Annotated in this window: 18 protein-coding genes; 6 read left to right on the forward strand and 12 right to left on the reverse strand. The window is 70.9% G+C overall.

Going from position 1 to position 17,858, the window contains the following annotated elements:
• Positions 1-39: 39 nt before the first annotated feature.
• A complete protein-coding gene (locus VGB24_RS08645; RefSeq protein ID WP_331072545.1) occupies positions 40-600 on the forward strand; it encodes a hypothetical protein in 561 nt (186 codons plus the stop codon).
• 76 nt (positions 601-676) lie between these two features.
• On the opposite strand, the gene VGB24_RS08650 is transcribed toward VGB24_RS08645, so the two are convergent.
• Positions 677-2,272: a hypothetical protein gene (locus tag VGB24_RS08650; RefSeq protein WP_331072546.1), complete on the reverse strand. Its 1,596-nt coding sequence runs from the start codon at positions 2,270-2,272 to the stop codon at positions 677-679.
• A gap of 245 nt (positions 2,273-2,517) precedes the next feature.
• Here VGB24_RS08650 and VGB24_RS08655 point away from each other — a divergent pair, with 245 nt between their 5' ends.
• Positions 2,518-3,015, forward strand: coding sequence for an HAD-IIIA family hydrolase (locus VGB24_RS08655; protein ID WP_331072547.1), 498 nt, complete (start codon positions 2,518-2,520; stop codon positions 3,013-3,015).
• On the opposite strand, the gene VGB24_RS08660 is transcribed toward VGB24_RS08655, so the two are convergent.
• The 11 genes from VGB24_RS08660 to argF form a co-directional block, all read right to left on the reverse strand.
• On the reverse strand, positions 3,012-3,977 hold the full coding sequence (locus VGB24_RS08660) for a GAF domain-containing sensor histidine kinase (RefSeq protein ID WP_331072548.1): 966 nt from the start codon (positions 3,975-3,977) through the stop codon (positions 3,012-3,014). The two genes, VGB24_RS08655 and VGB24_RS08660, sit on opposite strands and share 4 nt — an antisense overlap.
• Complete coding sequence (locus VGB24_RS08665) at positions 3,890-4,375, reverse strand: hypothetical protein (protein WP_331072549.1); 486 nt, start codon at positions 4,373-4,375, stop codon at positions 3,890-3,892. The genes VGB24_RS08660 and VGB24_RS08665 overlap by 88 nt, the downstream gene beginning before the upstream one ends.
• 47 nt (positions 4,376-4,422) lie before the next feature.
• Complete coding sequence (locus VGB24_RS08670) at positions 4,423-5,952, reverse strand: FAD-dependent oxidoreductase (protein WP_331072550.1); 1,530 nt, start codon at positions 5,950-5,952, stop codon at positions 4,423-4,425.
• 18 nt (positions 5,953-5,970) lie between these two features.
• Positions 5,971-6,156 carry a hypothetical protein gene (locus VGB24_RS08675; protein ID WP_331024691.1) on the reverse strand — a complete coding sequence of 62 codons (186 nt, stop codon included), beginning with the start codon at positions 6,154-6,156 and terminating at the stop codon, positions 5,971-5,973.
• 13 nt (positions 6,157-6,169) lie between these two features.
• Positions 6,170-7,663 (reverse strand): polyamine aminopropyltransferase, encoded by a 1,494-nt coding sequence (locus VGB24_RS08680; RefSeq protein WP_331072551.1) that lies wholly within the window; start codon positions 7,661-7,663, stop codon positions 6,170-6,172.
• Positions 7,664-7,694: 31 nt separating this feature from the next.
• On the reverse strand, positions 7,695-7,904 hold the full coding sequence (locus VGB24_RS08685) for a DUF350 domain-containing protein (protein WP_331072552.1): 210 nt from the start codon (positions 7,902-7,904) through the stop codon (positions 7,695-7,697).
• Positions 7,905-7,919: 15 nt separating this feature from the next.
• Positions 7,920-8,114: a hypothetical protein gene (locus VGB24_RS08690; RefSeq protein ID WP_331072553.1), complete on the reverse strand. Its 195-nt coding sequence runs from the start codon at positions 8,112-8,114 to the stop codon at positions 7,920-7,922.
• Positions 8,111-10,024, reverse strand: coding sequence for a DUF4178 domain-containing protein (locus VGB24_RS08695; RefSeq protein WP_331072554.1), 1,914 nt, complete (start codon positions 10,022-10,024; stop codon positions 8,111-8,113). Before VGB24_RS08695 ends, VGB24_RS08690 begins: the two co-directional genes overlap by 4 nt.
• A complete protein-coding gene (gene speD, locus VGB24_RS08700) occupies positions 10,021-10,386 on the reverse strand; it encodes an S-adenosylmethionine decarboxylase (RefSeq protein WP_331072555.1) in 366 nt (121 codons plus the stop codon). Before speD ends, VGB24_RS08695 begins: the two co-directional genes overlap by 4 nt.
• 687 nt (positions 10,387-11,073) lie before the next feature.
• Complete coding sequence (locus VGB24_RS08705) at positions 11,074-11,592, reverse strand: DinB family protein (protein ID WP_331072556.1); 519 nt, start codon at positions 11,590-11,592, stop codon at positions 11,074-11,076.
• Positions 11,589-12,500 (reverse strand): ornithine carbamoyltransferase, encoded by a 912-nt coding sequence (gene argF / locus VGB24_RS08710; RefSeq protein WP_331072557.1) that lies wholly within the window; start codon positions 12,498-12,500, stop codon positions 11,589-11,591. The genes VGB24_RS08705 and argF overlap by 4 nt, the downstream gene beginning before the upstream one ends.
• Positions 12,501-12,905: 405 nt before the next feature.
• Between argF and VGB24_RS08715 the strand changes: the two genes are divergently transcribed.
• The 4 genes from VGB24_RS08715 (at position 12,906) to VGB24_RS08730 (ending at position 17,820) form a co-directional block, all read left to right on the forward strand.
• Complete coding sequence (locus VGB24_RS08715) at positions 12,906-14,864, forward strand: Ig-like domain-containing protein (protein ID WP_331072558.1); 1,959 nt, start codon at positions 12,906-12,908, stop codon at positions 14,862-14,864.
• Positions 14,865-14,990: 126 nt separating this feature from the next.
• Positions 14,991-16,931 carry an Ig-like domain-containing protein gene (locus VGB24_RS08720; protein ID WP_331072559.1) on the forward strand — a complete coding sequence of 647 codons (1,941 nt, stop codon included), beginning with the start codon at positions 14,991-14,993 and terminating at the stop codon, positions 16,929-16,931.
• Positions 16,932-17,086: 155 nt separating this feature from the next.
• Complete coding sequence (locus VGB24_RS08725; protein WP_331072560.1) at positions 17,087-17,344, forward strand: UPF0175 family protein; 258 nt, start codon at positions 17,087-17,089, stop codon at positions 17,342-17,344.
• Positions 17,344-17,820, forward strand: coding sequence for a DUF3368 domain-containing protein (locus VGB24_RS08730; RefSeq protein WP_331072561.1), 477 nt, complete (start codon positions 17,344-17,346; stop codon positions 17,818-17,820). The genes VGB24_RS08725 and VGB24_RS08730 overlap by 1 nt, the downstream gene beginning before the upstream one ends.
• Positions 17,821-17,858: the final 38 nt, after the last annotated feature.

Raw genomic sequence — 17,858 nt, forward strand, 5'->3', positions numbered from 1 at the left:
TCCGTCCGCCGCGGTGCGGCACCCCTTCACGGAGGCAGCATGAACCGTTTCTCCATCCCCATCCTGCTCGTCGCCGGTCTCGCCGCGTGCGGCGGCGGCGACGACGCGCCCGCCACGGAGCAGGCCCCCGCCGGCCAGAGCACCATCGGGCCCACAGCGGACTCGGCCGTCGCGCCAGCGCCCGCGGCGCCCGCGGACAGCGCGGCCGCGCCGGCGGGCACCGGTGCCTTCCTGGATCCCAACAGCGCGAGCCGCGAGCAGCTCCTCGCCGTCCCGGGGATGGACGCCGCCCTGGCGGACGCCGTCGTCGCCGGCCGGCCGTACGCGGACATGCGCGCCGTGAACGCCGTGCTGGCTCCCAGGCTGGACGAGACCGCCCGCGACAGCGTGTACACCCGCCTGTGGAAGCCGCTGAACCTGAACACCGCCACCGCGGAAGAGATCGAGCTGATCCCCGGCATCGGGGGCCGCATGCGCCACGAGTTCGAGGAGTACCGCCCCTACCGCAACATCGAGCAGTTCCGCCGCGAGATCGGCAAGTACGTGAACGAGCAGGAAGTCGCGCGGCTGGAGCAGTACGTGACGATCGCACCGCAGTAACGGCGGTCACCACGGTAGAAAGGACGCGGGCCGCCGGCATCCACCGGCGGCCCGCGCTTCGTTCCGTCGATCACGATCAGCGCGCGAGCTCCGACGCGAGCGCGGTGCGATAGCGGTTCACCTCGCCGTCCAGCACGCGCGCCTCGTGGTCCGATCCCGCTTCCCAGCGCGCGAAGGTCGCTTCGCCCAGGCACGCGGCGGCGTAGGGCGCTCGGTACGCGGCGACCGCATTCGCCAGCGCGCGTGCATCCTCGCCTGCGGCGGAGGCGCACACGCGGACGAGTTCGGCCATGGACGCGTCCTCCATCTCGAACTCCACCGCCGCTCCCGCGAGGTCCCACGCTGCGTCGACGGGGCCGGGAAGCCGCGTCCCGGCCCCGTGGTCCATCGCATCCACCTTCACGATCCCTATTGGACCGCGAATCCACTCGTGCGCCTGCAGCCGCGCGTCGGCGATGACGGCTTCGCGCGCGGGGAGGGATTCCAGGCGGTGGACGGCGTCCCGCAATCCCGTGCATCCATCGCCCAAGGCTTCGCGGGCATTTTCCTCCAGGGCGGCCATCAGGGGGCGCGGGTCGGCGGGGGTGCCGGTGCGGAAGCGGCCGGCGCGCGCTGCGAGGTAGCGGACGGCGGCGGGCGGCAGATCGGCATCGGCTCGCCGCGCGGGAAGGCCGTCGATCCAGCGGAGGGCGACGAACCCGTCAACGGCTCCCAGCACCTCCGGGCCTGCGCCCACCTCCGCCAGGACGCGGGCGCGCTGCACGGCTTCGCTCCCCCATCGCCCCAGGCCGGCGTACCGGAGGATGCACGCGGAGCCATCTGCCGTTATCCCCCGGAACTTCAGCCGCTCGTGGTTGGGGGCCGCGGGAAGGTCCATCCCGCCGTCGAACTCGCCGCGCCAGCCGCCCAAGGAGAGGTCCTTCAACTCGCCGATCCCAAGTTGATCCGCAACGCGGCGGATGCGCGCGGGGTCCGGCTCGGGGGCGAACTTGCGCGCGGAGGCGAACCAGTCGCGGCGCTCCGCGGGCGCCAGGGGCATTCCTCCACCGCCGCTGGGCAGCAGGACGATGCGGCCGTCGTCCACCCGCATCGAGCGAAGCCACTCGCGCACGCACCAGAACGTCTCGCCCGTGCTTCCCGGCCCCTCGTCCGCCACCAGCACGTCGCCCCCATCCGCGAACCACCTCTCAAGCCGCGCGCCCAATTCGCGGTCGACCTCCACTCGCCTTCCGCCGGAGGGGCCGCGGGGCCGGAGCGTGACGGTGAGATCCGTCCCCAGCGCCGCGGCCACGACGCCCGACAGGCTCGTGCCGATGCTGCGGATGCCGAGAACGACGGCGCGCGCGGCCCGCTCCGGCCCGGCTTCCCGCGCATACCGGCGCGCGGAGTCGGCGTAGGCGGCGGGGTCCAGCGCGTAGTGGAGGTATCCTTCCGGGGCCTTGATGCGGATTCCCGCGGGCAGGAAATCACCGGGGACGGCCGCCAGCGCCGCCCGCACGCCGTCACCCCCGGTCGTGCGCAGATACACGTGCGCCGCCGCGAGGGTCGCGGACCGCAGTGCCTGCTCGACGGGGCCCCAGGCGTCGCGATCGGGATGGAGGGCATCCAGAATCCCTTGCTCCACCTCACCCGCCTGCACCAGCACCGCAGTAGCGTCCGCTGACTGAGCCAACCGATCCAGTTCACCGACTTCCCCCGCTGAATCCGACTCGCGCCACGCATCGCGAAACGAGATCAAGCGCGTCCGCTCCCGTTGTACATCATCTCCTGTCCGTGTGCCTCGTCGCGGAACCAAACCTGCGAGCATCTACTTACGGTCCAAGGCAACTCGGAGGCCAGATGCAGCCAGTCGCCGGGTCGAAAACCTCTGCGTCCTCTCTTTCCCCTCTGCGACCTCTGCGTGAAACAGGACAGCCGGTGAATGCGCGAAACCCTGGGATCCGCCTGTACATCTTCGACGCGGACGACACGCTGCGGCGCACGACGGTGCCGGGAAAGCCGTGCCCGCACCGCCCGGGCGAGTGGGAGCTGCTTCCGGGCGTGCGCGAACGGCTTTCGTCGATCGAGTGGGGAAGCGGAGGCGCATACCTGGGGATCGCGTCGAACCAGGACCAGGTGGCGTACGGCCACATGACCGCCGAAACGTGCCGCGGGATGTTCGAGGACCTGATCGAAGCCGCCACGGGAGCGCGCCGGCCAGACGCCTGCATCCGCTTCTGCCCGCACGCGCTAGAGGTGGAGTGCGAGTGCCGGAAGCCGAAGCCGGGGATGCTTCACGACATCATGCGGCACTTTGGCGTGAGCGAGGCGGATACGCTGTTCGTGGGCAACGCGCCTACGGACCAGGAGGCGGCGCGCAGGGCAGGGGCGGGGTTCGCCTGGGCGTGGGACTTCTTTGGAGCGGGCGGCGGCTAGTCGGCCGCGGGGAGGGCCAGGGTGAAGGTGGTGCCGGCGCCCAGGCCGCTCTCCACTTCCAGCCGCCCGCCGAGCAGCGTCGCCAGGTCCTTGGCCACGCTCAATCCCAGCCCCGTGCCGCCCGCCACGCGGCGGGCGGACTGCTCCACCTGCCAGAACGCGTCGAAGATGCGCGCGTGGTTCTCGGGGGCGATGCCCAGCCCCGTGTCGCGCACCCGCACCATGTGGTGCGTGTGGTCGCGCATCACCTCGACGGTGATCCGCCCCTCCTCCGTGAACTTCACCGCGTTGGACAGCAGGTTCGTCAGGATCTGCCTCACCTTGGGCGCATCCGTCTCGACCAGCGCCGGCTTTTCCGACAGGCGAACCTGGAAGTCCAGCGCCTTCCGCTTGGCGGTGGGCTCCATCCGCTCCGCCACCTGCCGGATCACCGCGCGCAGGTCCGTCCGCTCGGGGTGGGCCCTCTCGGTGCCCGACTCGATGCGCGAGAAGGTGAGGATCTCGTCCACGATGTGAAGCAGGTCGCGGGCGTTGGCCGTCACGCGCCCCAGCTGCTCGCGCTGCTCGCCGGTCATCTCGCCGTGGATCCCCGCGTCCAGCAGGTCCGAGTATCCCAGGATGGCGTTCAGCGGGGTGCGCAGCTCGTGGCTCATCACGGCCAGGAACCCGCTCTTCGCCTTGCTGGCCTGCTGCGCCTGCTCGTACAGCCGCGCGTTGCTGACTGCGAGCGCCGCGCGCGCCGCGAAGTCCTGCGCCAGGGCCACGTGCTCGGCCCCGTACTCGTCCGAGCCGCAGCCGAACGTCATCGCCCCCAGCGTTTCCCCCCGCGCCACCAGGGGCACGGCCATGGCGGCGCGCGTTCCCAGGGCGCGGATCAGCTGCCGGTGCTGGGCGTCGCGGGTGATGCGGACCAGCGTGTCGTCGTCCAGCGGCGAGTACAGCACGGGGCGGCCGGTGCGCACGGCCTCGGCGGCGGGGAATGGATCGTTCGGCGGGGCGAGTAGCGCTCGGCCAGGATGGCGGCGATGGGCTCCTTTTCGCGGTTGTGGTGCACCGCCGCCACGCGCCGCAGCCATTCGTCGCTCTCGCGCAGGTCGATGACGCACCAGTCGCCCAGCTCGGGAACGGCCAGTCGGGCCAGCCGCGCCAGCGTCGCCGAAGGCTCCAGCGAACCTGCCAGCGTGGCGCTCACCTGCGAAAGGAAGCGCGCCCGCCGGACCGCCACCTCGGCCTCGCGCCGGCGCACCGCTTCGCTCTCGGCGCGCAGCCGCTGCTCCTCGGCGTCGCGGCGGTGGGTGCGCCTGGTTCCGCGTACGCTATCGGGTGCGCACAGCGAACGCAACCAGAAACGAAGCCTCACGCGGCCCGGGCAGCCATCGGAGCTGCCCTGTGTGCCATCGTAGTTCGTCACCCCCGGCCCAGACGCGACAGCGCGCGGTCCGCCGCGGTGATGCCGCGGTACTGCGCCTCTTCGAACAGGGCCAGCCCGCTCACGTCGGAGTGCGCGTAGTAGATGGGACCCGGCGAGTCCGCGAGGGCGCGCCGGACGGGGTCCGCGAGAAAGCCGGGGACGGGGCGGGGCATGGCGTGGCCCATCCGCATGATGTCGATACGCGACACGCAGGCGCGGATGTCGGGGTGCGCGCGCTCCAGGTCCGCCAGGATCAGCTCCTTCCACTCGTGCCAGGGGCGGCGGAGCAGGAGCGCCCGCGCCTCCGCCGGGGGAAGGTGCGCCAGGGCCCAGTAGTACGTCCACACCGTCTGCGCGGGGCGGATGGCGTGTGTCTGGTGCGTGGCGATCACGTAGCCCAGTGACGGCGAGCCGTGGATCACGTTGTCCCACGCCGGCTCGAAGCCGCTCTCCGCCGGCCAGCGGTCCAGCACCAGGTTGGCCGTCAGCCAGGGCGAGTAGGTGAACCGCACCGGCGGCGCGCCTTCCACCACGTGCGGCGCCAGGAACGAGGGCGCGGCCCAGACCACCGCGTCCGCCACGTATTCCACCTCTCCCGCCAGCACCCGCACCCCCGGGCCGCGCGCCTCCACGCGGTGCACCGGCGCGCCCGTCCGCACCTGGCCGCCCACCCGTTCCAGCAGGCGCCGCGCGATCCACCCGTTCCCCTCGGGCCAGGTGAGCGTCCCCGACTCGCCATCGTCCGGGCGCGAGGCGAAGTAGTGCACCCCCGCCCACGCCGAGGTGTCTTCCACCCGCGCGCCGTAGTCGTCGCGGCAGGCGTAGTCCACGTACCAGCGGAGCGCGGCAGACCGGTAGCCGCGCCCGGCCAGCCACGCCGCCATCGGCACGCCGTCCAGCTCCGAGGGCCGCGCGCCCAGGGCGGAGGGGATCGTAAAGGCGCCGGTCGCGCGCATCTGCGCCATCTCCTCTCCGAAGCGGCGCATCTCGTCGCGGTCCGCCGCCGTCTCGGCCAGCGCGCCCTCCATCCCCTCGTGCCAGCGCCCCCAGCGGTGGATGCGCTCGCGCGGCGTGGACACCAGCATCCGCTCGTTCCACACGCCGCCGCGCAGCACGCCGAGGTCCTCGAACAATTCGCGGACGTACACGGCGTTCGCGTCCGGCACGGGAACGTAGTGCGCCGCCCAGGGATAGGCGGAGGCCTCGGACTGGCCCCAGCGCGAGTTCCCCCCAGCGTGGTCCTCCAGCTCCAGCAGCACGAAATCCGAAAAGCCGCGCTTCTTCAGCCGCCACGCCGCGGACAGCCCCGCCATCCCCCCGCCCACGATCACCAGGGGAACGCGCTCGCTGCGGCGGATGGCGGGCATGGCGGCCCGGTCGCGCAGGCGGTGGCCCCGCGCGCCGCCGTCGTCCACGAAGCCGCCGGCAACGGGGCGGTCGGTCTTGCGCGCGCAGGCCACGAAGGGCGCCGCGGCCAGCGCGGCCACGAACGCCCTTCGCGAAATTCCCCCGTGCCCCTCGCTCACGGCCCGCCGTCCACCGCGTCAGCCCGGCGCAACTCCGCCTTCCTTCTGGCGCAGCGCCTCGATGTTCTGCTGCAGCCGGGCAAGCAGCTCGTCGTACAGCGGGTCGGGGTTGTTGTCGACCAGGTCGCCCAGCGCGGCCACGGCCTGCTCGTGCGCGTTGATGGCCTTGGTGATCCCCAGCTGCTCGTTGTCCTGCGGCTTCATCGCATCGCCTTCGTCACTGTGTGATCTGCTCCCACTCGCTGCTGTAATAACGCACCAGCACCTGGTCGTCCAGCCGGTTGGCGCGCACGGGAACCCGCCGCATGTCGGTGGGAAACTGAAAGAGCCCGGCGACGGCCTCGGCCGTCAGGTAGCGCAGCCCGTCCGGCAGCCGCGCGGGCGTCCGGTACTCGCCCGTGCCGGCCAGGATGAATCCCCACTCGCCGAACGAGGGCACGTACACGTGGTAGGGCCAGGTGCGCAGCCCCGCCTCGCCCAGCGTGCGCTCGATGCTCCAGAACGCGGTGCGGGCGAAGAGTGGAGAGGTGCTCTGCACCACCATCATCCCGCCGGGGTTCAGGTGCTGGCGCAGCAGGCGGTAGAAGGTGGTGGTGTACAGCTTTCCCACGGCGTAGTTGGACGGGTCGGGAAGGTCCACCACCGCGAAGTCGAAGGTTTCGCTGCTTTCCGCCAGCCAGCGGAACGCGTCGGCGTTGATGACGCGCACCCGCGGCGAGAGCAGCGCGCCACCGTTCAGCTTCAGCATCTCTCCGTGCTTGCTGAACAGGCGCGTCATCTCGGCGTCCAGGTCCACCAGCGTCACCTCGGCGCCGGGGTAGCGCAGCACCTCGCGCACGGCCAGCCCGTCGCCCCCGCCCAGCACCAGCACGCGCTTCGGAGATGGGTGCGCGGCCAGCCCGGGGTGCACCAGCGCCTCGTGGTAGCGGTACTCGTCGCGCGAGCTGAACTGCAGGTGCCCGTTCAGGAACAGGCGCAGGTCGCCGCGCCAGGCCGTGAGCACGATGCGCTGGTAGGGCGAGTTGCGCGTGAGCACCACCGGGTCGGCGTACAGGCTGCTTTCCGCCGTCCGCGTGATGCGCTCGGCCGCCGCGAAGCCGGCGACCAGCAGCGCGAGCACGAAGACGGAGCCCACCTGCAGCCTGCGCCGGTTGGGAAGCGCGTCGCGGAACAGGTAGGTGCTCCACAGCGCCACCGCCGCGTTGATGATGCCGAACAGCAGCGCCGACCGCGCCATCCCCAGGTAGGGCACCAGCACCAGGGGAAAGAGGAGCGAGGCCCCCAGCGCGCCCAGGTAGTCGAAGGTCAGCACGTTCGCGACCACGTCCTTGAACTCCAGCCGGTCGCGCAGCAGCCGCATCAGCAGGGGAATCTCCAGCCCCACGAAGATGCCGATGAGGGAAACCAGCAGGTACAGCAGCGGGCGGAAGGCGTCGGTGTAGGCGAACGCCAGGAAGAGGAGGGTGGACGAAAACCCGCCCACCACCGCCACCATCAGCTCGATGCTCACGAAGCGCGACGCCAGCCCGCGGTGGATGAAGCGCGAGAGCCAGCTGCCCACCCCCATGGCGAACAGGTAGGTGCCGATGATGGTGGAGAACTGCAGGACGCTGTCGCCCAGCAGGTAGCTGGCGAGCGCGCCCGCCACCAGCTCGTAGATCAGCCCGCACGCCGCGATCAGCAGGACGGTGACGAACAGCGCGGCGTTCACGGGCGGCCCTGCGGTTCCCGCGGACTTCGCGTCACCAGATGGCGGCGGCGATGATGATGGATACGCCGATGGACATGGCGCCGACGATCACCGCCAGGGCCGTGTTGTGCTCCTCGATGATCTCCTTCCACAGCGTTCCCGGCGTCATCCGGTCTACCAGGAAGAACGCCAGCACGAACAGGAGGATCCCCAGCGCAGCGTAGACGGCCGCGGCCACCAGGTGGTTCAGCAGGTCATCCATGAGTCTCCGAAGGGTTCATTTTCCACCGATGTAGCGCCCGGTTCCCACGTAGTGCGCCCGGTACGCCCCGGGGTTGTCGCGCACCGAGTGCGGCACGGCCTGCCGGCGCCCGGGGCTGTTGGTGGGGCTCCAGCCGCGGTACTCGGCAAACGCCAGCCCGCCCAGCACGAGCAGGCCGTAGATCATGTATTTGGGGTGCAGGGACTTCATTCGTCGTCGTCTCCGGTTGCCGGAGGGTAGTCGCTTTCCATCCAGCGCTGGTGCTCGAAGCTGGCCGACATCAGGCTCACGTACAGCGGCGGCAGCACCAGCAGGAAGAGCGCGGCCAGGAACAGGAAGCCGCTGGGCGGATCGCGCGTCACCTTCACGTCGTAGGTGAACGCGCCCTCGCCCTGCGGCGCCACCACCAGGCGGTAGGTGCCCGCCGGCACGCCGCCCAGCCGTACGGAGCCGCTGCGCGATCCCTCGCTCCAGCTTTCGCCGTCCTCCACGCCGTGGTAGTACCCCACGTCTTCCGACAGCTCGCGGGAGGTGCCCGAGCGCTCGTCCACCAGCGCCAGGTCGAAGGCGGCCCACGTGTTGTTCACGTCCGTCCGCAGCTCCACCTTCATGGCCGCCGCCCGCCCCGACACCGTGAACGGCTCGGTGACGAAGACGTTGTTCTCCTCCACCGCCGGGTCGAACGCCTGGCTGCTGGCCAGCACGTGGTCGGAGCCGGTCGACACGCGCCAGAGGAAGACGGCGGTGAGGACGGCGAAGAGGAGGAGGAAGGTAGACCACAGCCGGCCCGCGCCGGCGTGCGGGGAGGGCTGGTTGGCGAAGGTGCCGCGCGGGAACGGGGGCCGGCCCTCGAGCTTGAAGGCTTCCCAGAGCCGCGCGCCGTACGTGTACTCGCCCAGCGACCAGCTTTCCTCGTCCTCCGTGCGCTCGCGCGACAGCAGGAGCGGAGGATCGACGTAGTCGTCCACCTGGGCCACGTCGCCCACCCGCACCTGCCAGGGAAACTCGCCCAGGACGAAGGTGGTTTCGGCGGCGGAGCGCTGGAAGTGGCGAAAAGCCCTGCCGTTCACCTTCGCCCCGGGCTTCCCTCCGACCGGTGATTCGGTGGCCGGCGTGGTGAGGACGGTGATGTCGTTCCAGTGCCCGTTGTATTCCGACAGGTAGCGGAAGCCGCGCTCGGGGTTGTGAAGCAGGTACTCGCGCCACGAGTAGCTGACCCCCTCCACCCGGATGGTGCGCTGCTGAAAGCCCAGCACGTCCCAATCCGCCCCATGCAGCCGGCCCCGCGAGCCGATGGGGATGTAGGGCTTCACCTTCACCCGCTCGGCGAAGCGCTGCAGCACCTTCAAGCCGGCCGAGGCGCCCACCGCCAGCACCGACTGGCAGTACTGGCAGACGGCGTTCACCGACTCGCCCGGGCGCTGCACGGTGACGGTGCCGCCGCAGTTGGGGCAGTTGAGGGTGCGGGTGCCCTCGGCGGTCTTTTGCCGCGGGTCGCGCAGGTTTTTGAACTCCAGCGCGCCGAAGGGCACCACCTCGCCCGCGAACAGCAGGGGCGGGGTTTCGCTGTAGTCGATGGTCGCCAGCCGCCCCGCGTCGGCGCGCAGGTCCACGAACGGCGTTTCTTCCTTGCCCCAGTATTCGAAGGGCAGTTCGCCTTCCACGCCGGCGTAGCGGGCGCGGGTGATGGTGGTCACCCGGTACGGCGGGGCCTCGTCGACCAGCGTGATCTCCTGCCCCGGCGCCAGCGTCCCCGCCTGCGGGAGGGGCGCGGCGTCCGTGACGGCGAAGGTCACCGCGTACTCGTCCTGCGCGTCCGAAAGCCAGCCGCTGCTCCCGTCGCCGAAGGCCAGGTGCCACTCGCTCCATGCGCCCCGCTCCCAGCCGTAGGCGATCCGCCCGATCACCGAAAAGGCGCGGCCCCGGTAGCGCCCCTCGGTGCCGATCTGGACGCGCGAGGTGACGGGCGGGGGCTCGGAAACCACGCCCACCTTCTCCAGGTCCACCCCGTGGCGCACCACGATGGACTTGCAGGTGCCGCAGACCGTCTGCACGGCGCCCGACCACTGGAACTGGATGGGCGAGCCGCAGCTGGGGCAGCTGGCGACGGGACCGGTCATGTGGCCGCGGCGGGAACGGCGGCGTAGGCGCGCTCGAAGCTCCTCACCACCACTTCGTCAGCGCCCAGCGCGTCGCGCAGGTTGGCGTTCCAGTCCCACTCCGGGCGGGGCCGGCAGCAGAACAGGTTCAGGCAGATGCTGCCGTGCTCGGGAAAGGTGTGGCAGGCCAGGTGGCTTTCGGCCAGCATGCACAGGCCGGTGACGCCGCCCGGGCCGGGAAACTTGTGCCACTGGGCGGGCTGCACCGGGTGCAGCGCCAGATCGGCGACGATGCGGTCGAACAGCCGGCGCAGCACGCCGGGGTCGGCGAGCGCGTCCGGGCTGCACCCGTGCGCCTCGACCAGCCATTCGCGACCGTTCATCAAGATGGAGGTTCCGGGTTCCGGTGGATTCGGCGCGCCGCACGGGCTTGTTCGGCCGCGGGTGAACCTACGGACGTTGGAGGATGGAGTTTCGGATTTCAGGGCCCGCGGAGGGGCTTGGGTGAGAATACGATTCGGATGGGCGGGGCACAAGCGATGCGCCACCTCTGCCGCGGTACTGCTGTGCCGGAGGGGAAGCCGTGGCGGGGCCTGGTGCGTGTCGATGGGGGCCGGGGGAGAGGGCACCCGCGGCCCCATCGACACGCACCACATCCTGCGAGGGATCCCAGCCTCACGCACGGCACCCACCGAAGCGAACCACACTGGCTCCCTTCCCCCACGCAGTTTGTGGGGGAAGGGCTGGGGATGGGGGGCGCCGAGGCATGCGCCGGGTCCGGCTATGACACGCGCGAAGTTCTCGCGGGCCCGAGGTGCCGCGGAGCCCAGGCCACCGGCGGAACACATCGCGGCCTGGGGTTGGGTGACCGCTGCCGCGCCCAGGCTTGTACGTGTCCGTGGTTAGATCCTTCGGCCCGCCAGGGATGTGCTTCGGGCAGATTCGGCGCGCCTGGGCCTCAGGATGACAGGGCTGTGGGCGTTGGCCGTCGATGACGGGCTGTGGGCGGTGGCCGTCGATGACAGGCTTGGGGCCGTCGACATTCACCACCCGCGTTAGACCTCGGCCTCTCAACTCTCGCTGTAGGCCCCTCGGAGCATGCCCAGGTGGTGCCGCTCGTGGCCGGCGATGATCCAGGCCAGGGCGCGGACCGTGACGTCGGCGCCGTTCGCCGTTCCCGAGCGCGCCAGGGCTTCGTCGTGCAGGTGGCGGAACAGGTGCAGCGTAGCGCGGCGGACGGCTTCGTACTCGTCCGCCAGGTCGGCCAGGGTGCGCGCGTCGAAGCGGCCCGCCTGCACGTAGGCGTTCTCCTCGAAGCCGGCCAGCGGCGTCGCGTCGCCCCGGGCGATGCGCAGCGCGCGGTAGGCGAAGATGCGCTCCACATCCACCATGTGCCCCAGAACCTCGCGGATGCTCCACTTTCCCGGGGCGTAGCGATGCCCGCCCCGCTCCTCGGAAAGCCCGCGGGCGAACGCAAGCACCTGGTTCAGCTGCGCCTGCAGGATGCTGGGCAGGTCGCCGTCGGGGACGCCGTCGACGTAGCGGGCGTAGAACGGGGCGTACTCGGACGCGGCGGGGCGGGGGATCATCCGACGCCGCCCATCACCCGGGCCATGATGGCCTTCTGCACGTGCAGGCGGTTCTCCGCCTCGTCCCACACGCGCGAACGGGGCCCTTCGATCACCCCCTCCGTCACCTCCTCGCCGCGATGCGCGGGGAGGCAGTGGAGGAAGATGGCGCGCTCGCTCCCCGTCTCCATCATCTCCTCGCTGATGCAGTAGCCCTGGAAGTCGCGGGCGCGCTTGGCCGACTCTTCTTCCTGGCCCATCGACGCCCACACGTCGGTGTTCACCACGTCGGCCCCGGCCACGGCCTCGCGAGGGTCGTGCGTGGTGATGACGTTGCCCCCCGCGCGGGCGCGCTCCAGGATCTCGGCGTTGGGCTCGTAGCCGGCGGGGTAGGCCAGGCGCAGCTCGAAGCCCAGCATGTACGCCGCGTTGATCCAGGAGTTGGCCATGTTGTTGCCGTCGCCCACCCAGGCCACCTTCACGCCTCTCAGGTCGGGGCCGAAGTTCTCGATGATGGTCTGCAGGTCGGCCATGATCTGGCAGGGATGCAGCAGGTCCGTAAGCCCGTTGATGACGGGAACGGATCCGTAGGTGGCGAGCTCCACCAGGTCCTGCTGGTCGAAGGTGCGGATCATGATGCCGTCCACGTAGCGCGACAGCACGCGAGCCGTGTCGCGGATGGGCTCGCCGCGCCCCAACTGGATGTCGCGCGACGACAGGAACAGCGCGTGCCCGCCCAGCTGCCGCGTGCCCACCTCGAACGAAACGCGGGTGCGGGTGCTGCTCTTGGTGAAGATCATCGCCAGCGTCTTCCCCGCCAGCGGCTGGTCGGTGTACTCGCCGCGCTTCATGCGGGCGGCCAGGTCCAGCGTGTCGAGCAGCTCCTGGCGGCTGAAGTCGGGGATCTGCAGGAAATGGCGAACGGTCATCGGGGTATCGGCGGAAGTTCGGTCAGGACGGTAACCTGCGGTCAGGGCGGCGACGGCGGGGGCTCGGAACAGATCCGGATCGCGGCGCGGCGGCGTATTCCCATTGCGACCGTACCGCGCCGCCGGCCGTTCCTCCCCCCGGTTGCCGCTGTTCCGCGACAACATAGCACGGGGCGCGGCGGCCCACCACGCCGGGGGAACACGGCGCGGGCCACAGAGTACAAGCGTATGCAGCGCAGAGGGTTAGGCCTGTTCCCGGCCCTCGGGCGCTTTTCTTTTCGAACGCTCGTTCGTAGATTTGGGCTCGCGCGCACGAGCGCCGGCGGGATCTCTACTCCCCCGGCCCGGCGTTCCGGCCCGTCCGCGGCGCGCGGGCATCCCACGACCTGCAACGCCCACACGCCGATGATGCGCTTTCCCTCCGCCGCCCTCGCGCTGCTGCTGGTGTCCGCGGCCGCCTGCGAAAATCCGGCTGATTCCGGACCCGACGTGGAGTTCGTGACCGTGTCGCCGTCGGCGCGCACCATCGCCGTGGGCGAGCAGACCACGCTCATCGCGTCGGCGCGCGACGACGAGGGCGGGCTGATCGAGGACGAGCAGTTCCAGTGGAGCAGCCTGGAGCCGGGCGTCGCCGCGGTCAACCTGGGAGTGGTCACCGGCGTCGCCCCCGGCACCGCGCGCATCGTCGCCACGCTGGAGGGCAAGGCCGACACCGCCCAGGTGACCGTTGTCGCCCTGGCGGGCAACTGCGCCGACGCGGGCGCCACCCCCGAGCTTGCCGTGGGCGGCTCGTACACGCGCAACGGCGCCGCGGCTTCGGTGCTGTGCCTGAGCGGCGCGGCGACGGGCGCCGAGTACACGCTGATCTCCCACTTCGGCGTCGAGAGCACCACCGCCACCATGGCGCTGCGCTTCGACCCCGTGGGCGTTTCGCCGCCCATCGGGCCGCCCAACCCCTCCATCGCGTTCTCCACCGCCGCGGCGCAGGACGCCGCCGGCGACGGCGGGTTCCACCTGCGCCTGAACGAGCGCGCGGTGCCGGCGCTGACCGAGCTTCTTCCCGCTGCCCGGCAGGCGTACGCCCGCACGCGCTCCGGGCCGCGGCTGTCCACGGCCCAGCAGTCCGCCCCCGCCGTGGGCACGCTGCTGCAGCTGAACGTGGGGCTGGAGTTCTGCACCAAGCCGGACTATCGTACGGGGCGGGTGGTGGCGGTGAGCAACCGGGCGCTGGTGGTGGCCGACACGGCCAACCCCGTCAACGGCTTTACCGAGGCCGACTACCAGCACGTGGCGGCCACGTTCGACACGCTGGTGTACCCCGTGAACGCCGCGGCCTTCGGCGCCCCGGCCGACGTGGACGCCAACGGACGCTCGCTCATCTTCTACACCCGCGCGGTGAACGAGATGACCCCGAAGAACGCCGGCTACGTGGTGGGCGGGTTCTTCTACGGCCGCGACCTGTTCCCGCAGAAGCACGACCCCAACTTCGGGGGCGCCTGCGCCGGCAGCAACCTGGCCGAGATGTTCTACATGCTGGTGCCCGACCCCACGGGCACCGTGAACGGCAACGCGCGGTCGACCAGCTACGTGCGCGGCAGCACGGTGGGGGTGCTGGCGCACGAGTTCCAGCACCTGATCAGCGCCTCTCGCCGGCTGTACCTGGTGCCCGGCATCGACGGCACCGACTGGAGCGAGGCCGCGTGGCTGAACGAGGGGCTCAGCCACATCTCGGAAGAGCTCCTGTTCTACCACCGCGCCCAGCGCCAGCCGCGCAGCAACATCGGCGGCGAAGCGCTGTCGGCCGCGCTGAGCGCCGCGTACGTGGAGTTCCAGGAGTTCAACACCGACCGCTTCGGCGAATGGCTGAAGCAGCCGGAGCAGAACTCCACGCACGACGCGGCCGGGGGAGACGACGCCGACCTGGCCACCCGCGGCGCCAGCTGGGCGTTCCTGCGCTATGCGGCCGACCGGCGAAACGGCAGCGACAACGCGCTGTGGTACTCGCTGGTCAACAACACCACGGTGGGGTTCGAGAACCTGCGCGAGCGGCTGGGCGCCGAGCCGGTGGAGTGGATGCGCGACTGGGTGGTCTCGGTGTACACCGACGACACCGGGCTGAACGTGCCCGCCATCTTCCGGCAGCCCAGCTGGAACTTCCGCTCGCTGTACACGGCCGACGTCGGCAAGTACCCCCTGTTCACCCGGCCCCTGAACAGCGGACAGGCGGTGGACGTGACGCTGGTGGGCGGCGGGGCGTCGTACCTGCGCGCCGCGGTGGCGGGCGGGCTCAAGGCCTCCGTCGCCGTGGCTTCCAGCGCGGCGCTTCCCGGCACGCTGAGCGTTACCGTCGTGCGTACGAAGTAGCTGGCGCGCGCGCCGCCCCCCGGGGCGGCGCGCCCCTGTCATGGCCGCGGCTGCCGCCGCGTTGTTCGGTGTGCGTCCCGGGTTCCGCCGGCGCACTGCCCTTTCTCCCGTTCCGAACGCGTGTTCATGAAGCGGTTCATCGTGTTCTTCCTGGCCGCGGCTGCGCTGGCCGCGTGCGACCCCCCCACCGCGGGCACCGCGGAGATCGCCTCGGTGCAGCTGTCGCCGGACGACCGCACCCTGGCGGTGAACGAGACGCTGACCCTTACGGTGGTGGTCCGCGACGCGAACGGCGACGAGCCCGACGCCGACCGCCGGGCGGAGGTGGAGTTCGCGTCCGACAACCCCGCCGTGGCCACGGTGAGCGGGGACGGCGTGGTGACGGGCAAGTCGCCGGGCACGGCCACCATCACCGCCACGCTCGAGGACCAGAGCGGCACGGTGGTGGTGAAGGTGGCGGCGGCCCCCGCGGCGTGCAGCCAGGGCGGCGCCGTCCGCTCGCTGGCCGTGGGCGAGGCGGTGGTGCTGGGCGGCGTCACGGCGTCGGTGATCTGCCTGGACGGCGGGGCGGCGGGGAAGGAATACGTGGCGGTGCCCTTTCACAGCGGCAACCCGGGCGAGTCGGCGTTCGGCGTGAACTTCGACACCGACCTCACCGTGGGCCTCAACGCGCCGCTGCTGGCGCCCTCGCCGGCGCTGGCGGGCGGGCTGAGGGAGGATGACGAATTCCACGCCCGGCTGCGCGAGCAGTCGGCCGGGGCGCTGGGCCGCTACCGCGACGCGGCGCTTTCGGTGTCGCCCCGGCGCGGCCCGCGCGGCGGGGGCACGGGGCCCAGCCTCACCCTGGGCCTTCGCTCGCCCTCGCTGGGCGACCAGGTGACGGTGAACACGTCGCTGGAGTCGTGCAAGAACCCCAAGAACGTAACGGCCCGCGTGGTGGCCATCAGCGAGCGCAGCATCGTGCTGGCCGACGTGGCCAACCCGGCCGGCGGGCTGACCGACGCCGAGTACAATGCGTTCGCCGTCGCGTTCGACACGCTGGTGTATCCGGCCGTGACCAACGCGTTCGGCACGCCCGAGGACGTTGACGAGAACGGCAAGGCCGTCATCCTGTACACCAAGGCGGTGAACCAGCTCACGACGCCCGGCACCAACTCGTACGTGGGCGGGTACTTCCACCCGCGCGACCTGTTCCCCACGCGCGACCGCGACGGGCTGGCCGCCTGCGCCACGACGAACTACGCCGAGATCTTCTACATGCTGGTGCCCGACCCCACCGGCAGCAGCGGCGGCACCGCCTTTTCGCGCGAGCTGATCCTGCAGTCGTCGCTGGGAACCATCGCGCACGAGTTCCAGCACCTGATCAACGCGTCGCGCCGGCTGTACGTCACCGAGACCACCAGCTGGAACGAGGAGACGTGGCTGAACGAGGGGCTCAGCCACATTGCCGAGGAGGTGCTGTTCTACCGCGCGTCGGGCACGACCCCGCGCAGCAACCTGACCCGCGCCCAGGTGCAGGCCACCTCGCGGGCGCAGAACGCGTACGCGGCGTACATGGACCAGAACATGCGCCGGTACCAGCGCTACCTGCAGGAGCCGAGCAACGAGTCGGCCTACGACAGCACCGAGGCAGGGGCCAACGACCTGCCCACGCGCGGCGCCTCGTGGGCGTTCCTGCGGTACGCGGCCGACCGCCGGGCGGGTGACGACGTGGCGCTCTGGCGCGACCTGGTGGACACCGACGTGATCGGCCTCGCCAACCTGCAGCAGGCGCTGGGGCGCGATCCGCGCGAGTGGATCCGCGACTGGGCGACGTCGGTGTACACCGACGACTTCGTGGCTACGGAGGCGCGGTTCCAGCAGCCCAGCTGGCGGTACCGTTCCTTCACCCCGTTCCCGCTGGTGACGCAGCCGCTGACCGACGGCTTCAGCACGCAGCTGGCGAGCGGGGGCGCGGCCTTCCTTCGCTTCACCGTTCCGCCGGCCACGGTGGGCATGGTCCGCGGCCTGAGCGGCACGAACCCGCTGCCGTCCAAGATCTTCGTCACCGTCGTGCGCACGCGCTGACGGTCAAGCGTCGCCGAGAACGAAAGCCCCGCCCGGTCAGCCGACCGCGGCGGGGCTTTTCTCATGCGGCGCAGTGGAAGTCCGGCTTAAAATCCCATTGTGCTGGATTCGTACTTGCCTCATCATGGGTGTTACGCGTGTACCCAGGAGGTCAGATGCAGATCACGCTTGACGTTCCCGAGCAGTACCTGACCGGCCGCAGCCCGCGGGAGGCGGCCCGGCGAATCCAGCTCTACGCGGCGCTGCTGATGTTCCGTTCGGGAGAACTATCCGCCGGGGCGGCGACCGAACTGGCGGGGGTCGATCGCTTCACCTTCACGGAGGAGTGCGCGCGGCTCGGCATTCCCGTCATCGACTACTCTCCGGACGAACTCCGGGGCGAGCTTGAGGCGTTTCGCGGCAGCACCAACTGATGCTGGTCGTGGCTGACACGTCGGCGCTCGTGGCGCTGGCTGCATGCAATGGCTTGGGGCTGCTGGATGCGCTCTTCGACCAGGTGCGGGTTCCACGTGCGGTGTGGGGCGAGTGCTCCGTAGAGGGAAAGCCGTTTGCGGCGCAACTCGCAGAATATCTCCGCGCGCGAGTCGTGGACGTGACTCCGGCCGAGAACCCGGTTGGTGCATCGGCCTTGGGCAGGGGCGAAATCGAAGCGATGGCGCTCTACCGATCGCTCGGTGCCGACCGCTTGCTCGTCGACGATGATCGGGCTCGTCGAGTAGCGCGGCTCAATGGCCTGAACGTCGTCGGCAGCATCGGGATTCTGCTCGGAGCAAAAGCGGAAGGGATGGTCACCAGCATCAAGCCATACCTGGAGCAGGTGCAATCCGCGGGAGTTCACCTCGGAAAAGGTTTGCTCGACGAGGCTCTCCGCCTCGCGGGGGAGGCATAGCACGTTTCGCTGCACACCGTCGGTGTTCGTGACCCTCG

Source organism: Longimicrobium sp. (assembly GCF_036399935.1).
GTDB lineage: Bacteria > Gemmatimonadota > Gemmatimonadetes > Longimicrobiales > Longimicrobiaceae > Longimicrobium.

What these genes read in the sequence shown, in the direction of transcription:
- VGB24_RS08645 (WP_331072545.1), top strand. Translation starts at nt 40, where the DNA reads ATGAACCGTTTCTCCATCCCCATCCTGCTCGTCGCCGGTCTCGCCGCG.
- VGB24_RS08675 (WP_331024691.1), bottom strand. Translation starts at nt 6,156, where the DNA reads ATGAAGCCGCAGGACAACGAGCAGCTGGGGATCACCAAGGCCATCAAC.
- VGB24_RS08685 (WP_331072552.1), bottom strand. Translation starts at nt 7,904, where the DNA reads ATGGATGACCTGCTGAACCACCTGGTGGCCGCGGCCGTCTACGCTGCG.
- VGB24_RS08690 (WP_331072553.1), bottom strand. Translation starts at nt 8,114, where the DNA reads ATGAAGTCCCTGCACCCCAAATACATGATCTACGGCCTGCTCGTGCTG.
- VGB24_RS08695 (WP_331072554.1), bottom strand. Translation starts at nt 10,024, where the DNA reads ATGACCGGTCCCGTCGCCAGCTGCCCCAGCTGCGGCTCGCCCATCCAG.
- speD (WP_331072555.1), bottom strand. Translation starts at nt 10,386, where the DNA reads ATGAACGGTCGCGAATGGCTGGTCGAGGCGCACGGGTGCAGCCCGGAC.
- VGB24_RS08705 (WP_331072556.1), bottom strand. Translation starts at nt 11,592, where the DNA reads ATGATCCCCCGCCCCGCCGCGTCCGAGTACGCCCCGTTCTACGCCCGC.
- argF (WP_331072557.1), bottom strand. Translation starts at nt 12,500, where the DNA reads ATGACCGTTCGCCATTTCCTGCAGATCCCCGACTTCAGCCGCCAGGAG.
- VGB24_RS08715 (WP_331072558.1), top strand. Translation starts at nt 12,906, where the DNA reads ATGATGCGCTTTCCCTCCGCCGCCCTCGCGCTGCTGCTGGTGTCCGCG.
- VGB24_RS08720 (WP_331072559.1), top strand. Translation starts at nt 14,991, where the DNA reads ATGAAGCGGTTCATCGTGTTCTTCCTGGCCGCGGCTGCGCTGGCCGCG.
- VGB24_RS08725 (WP_331072560.1), top strand. Translation starts at nt 17,087, where the DNA reads ATGCAGATCACGCTTGACGTTCCCGAGCAGTACCTGACCGGCCGCAGC.
- VGB24_RS08730 (WP_331072561.1), top strand. Translation starts at nt 17,344, where the DNA reads ATGCTGGTCGTGGCTGACACGTCGGCGCTCGTGGCGCTGGCTGCATGC.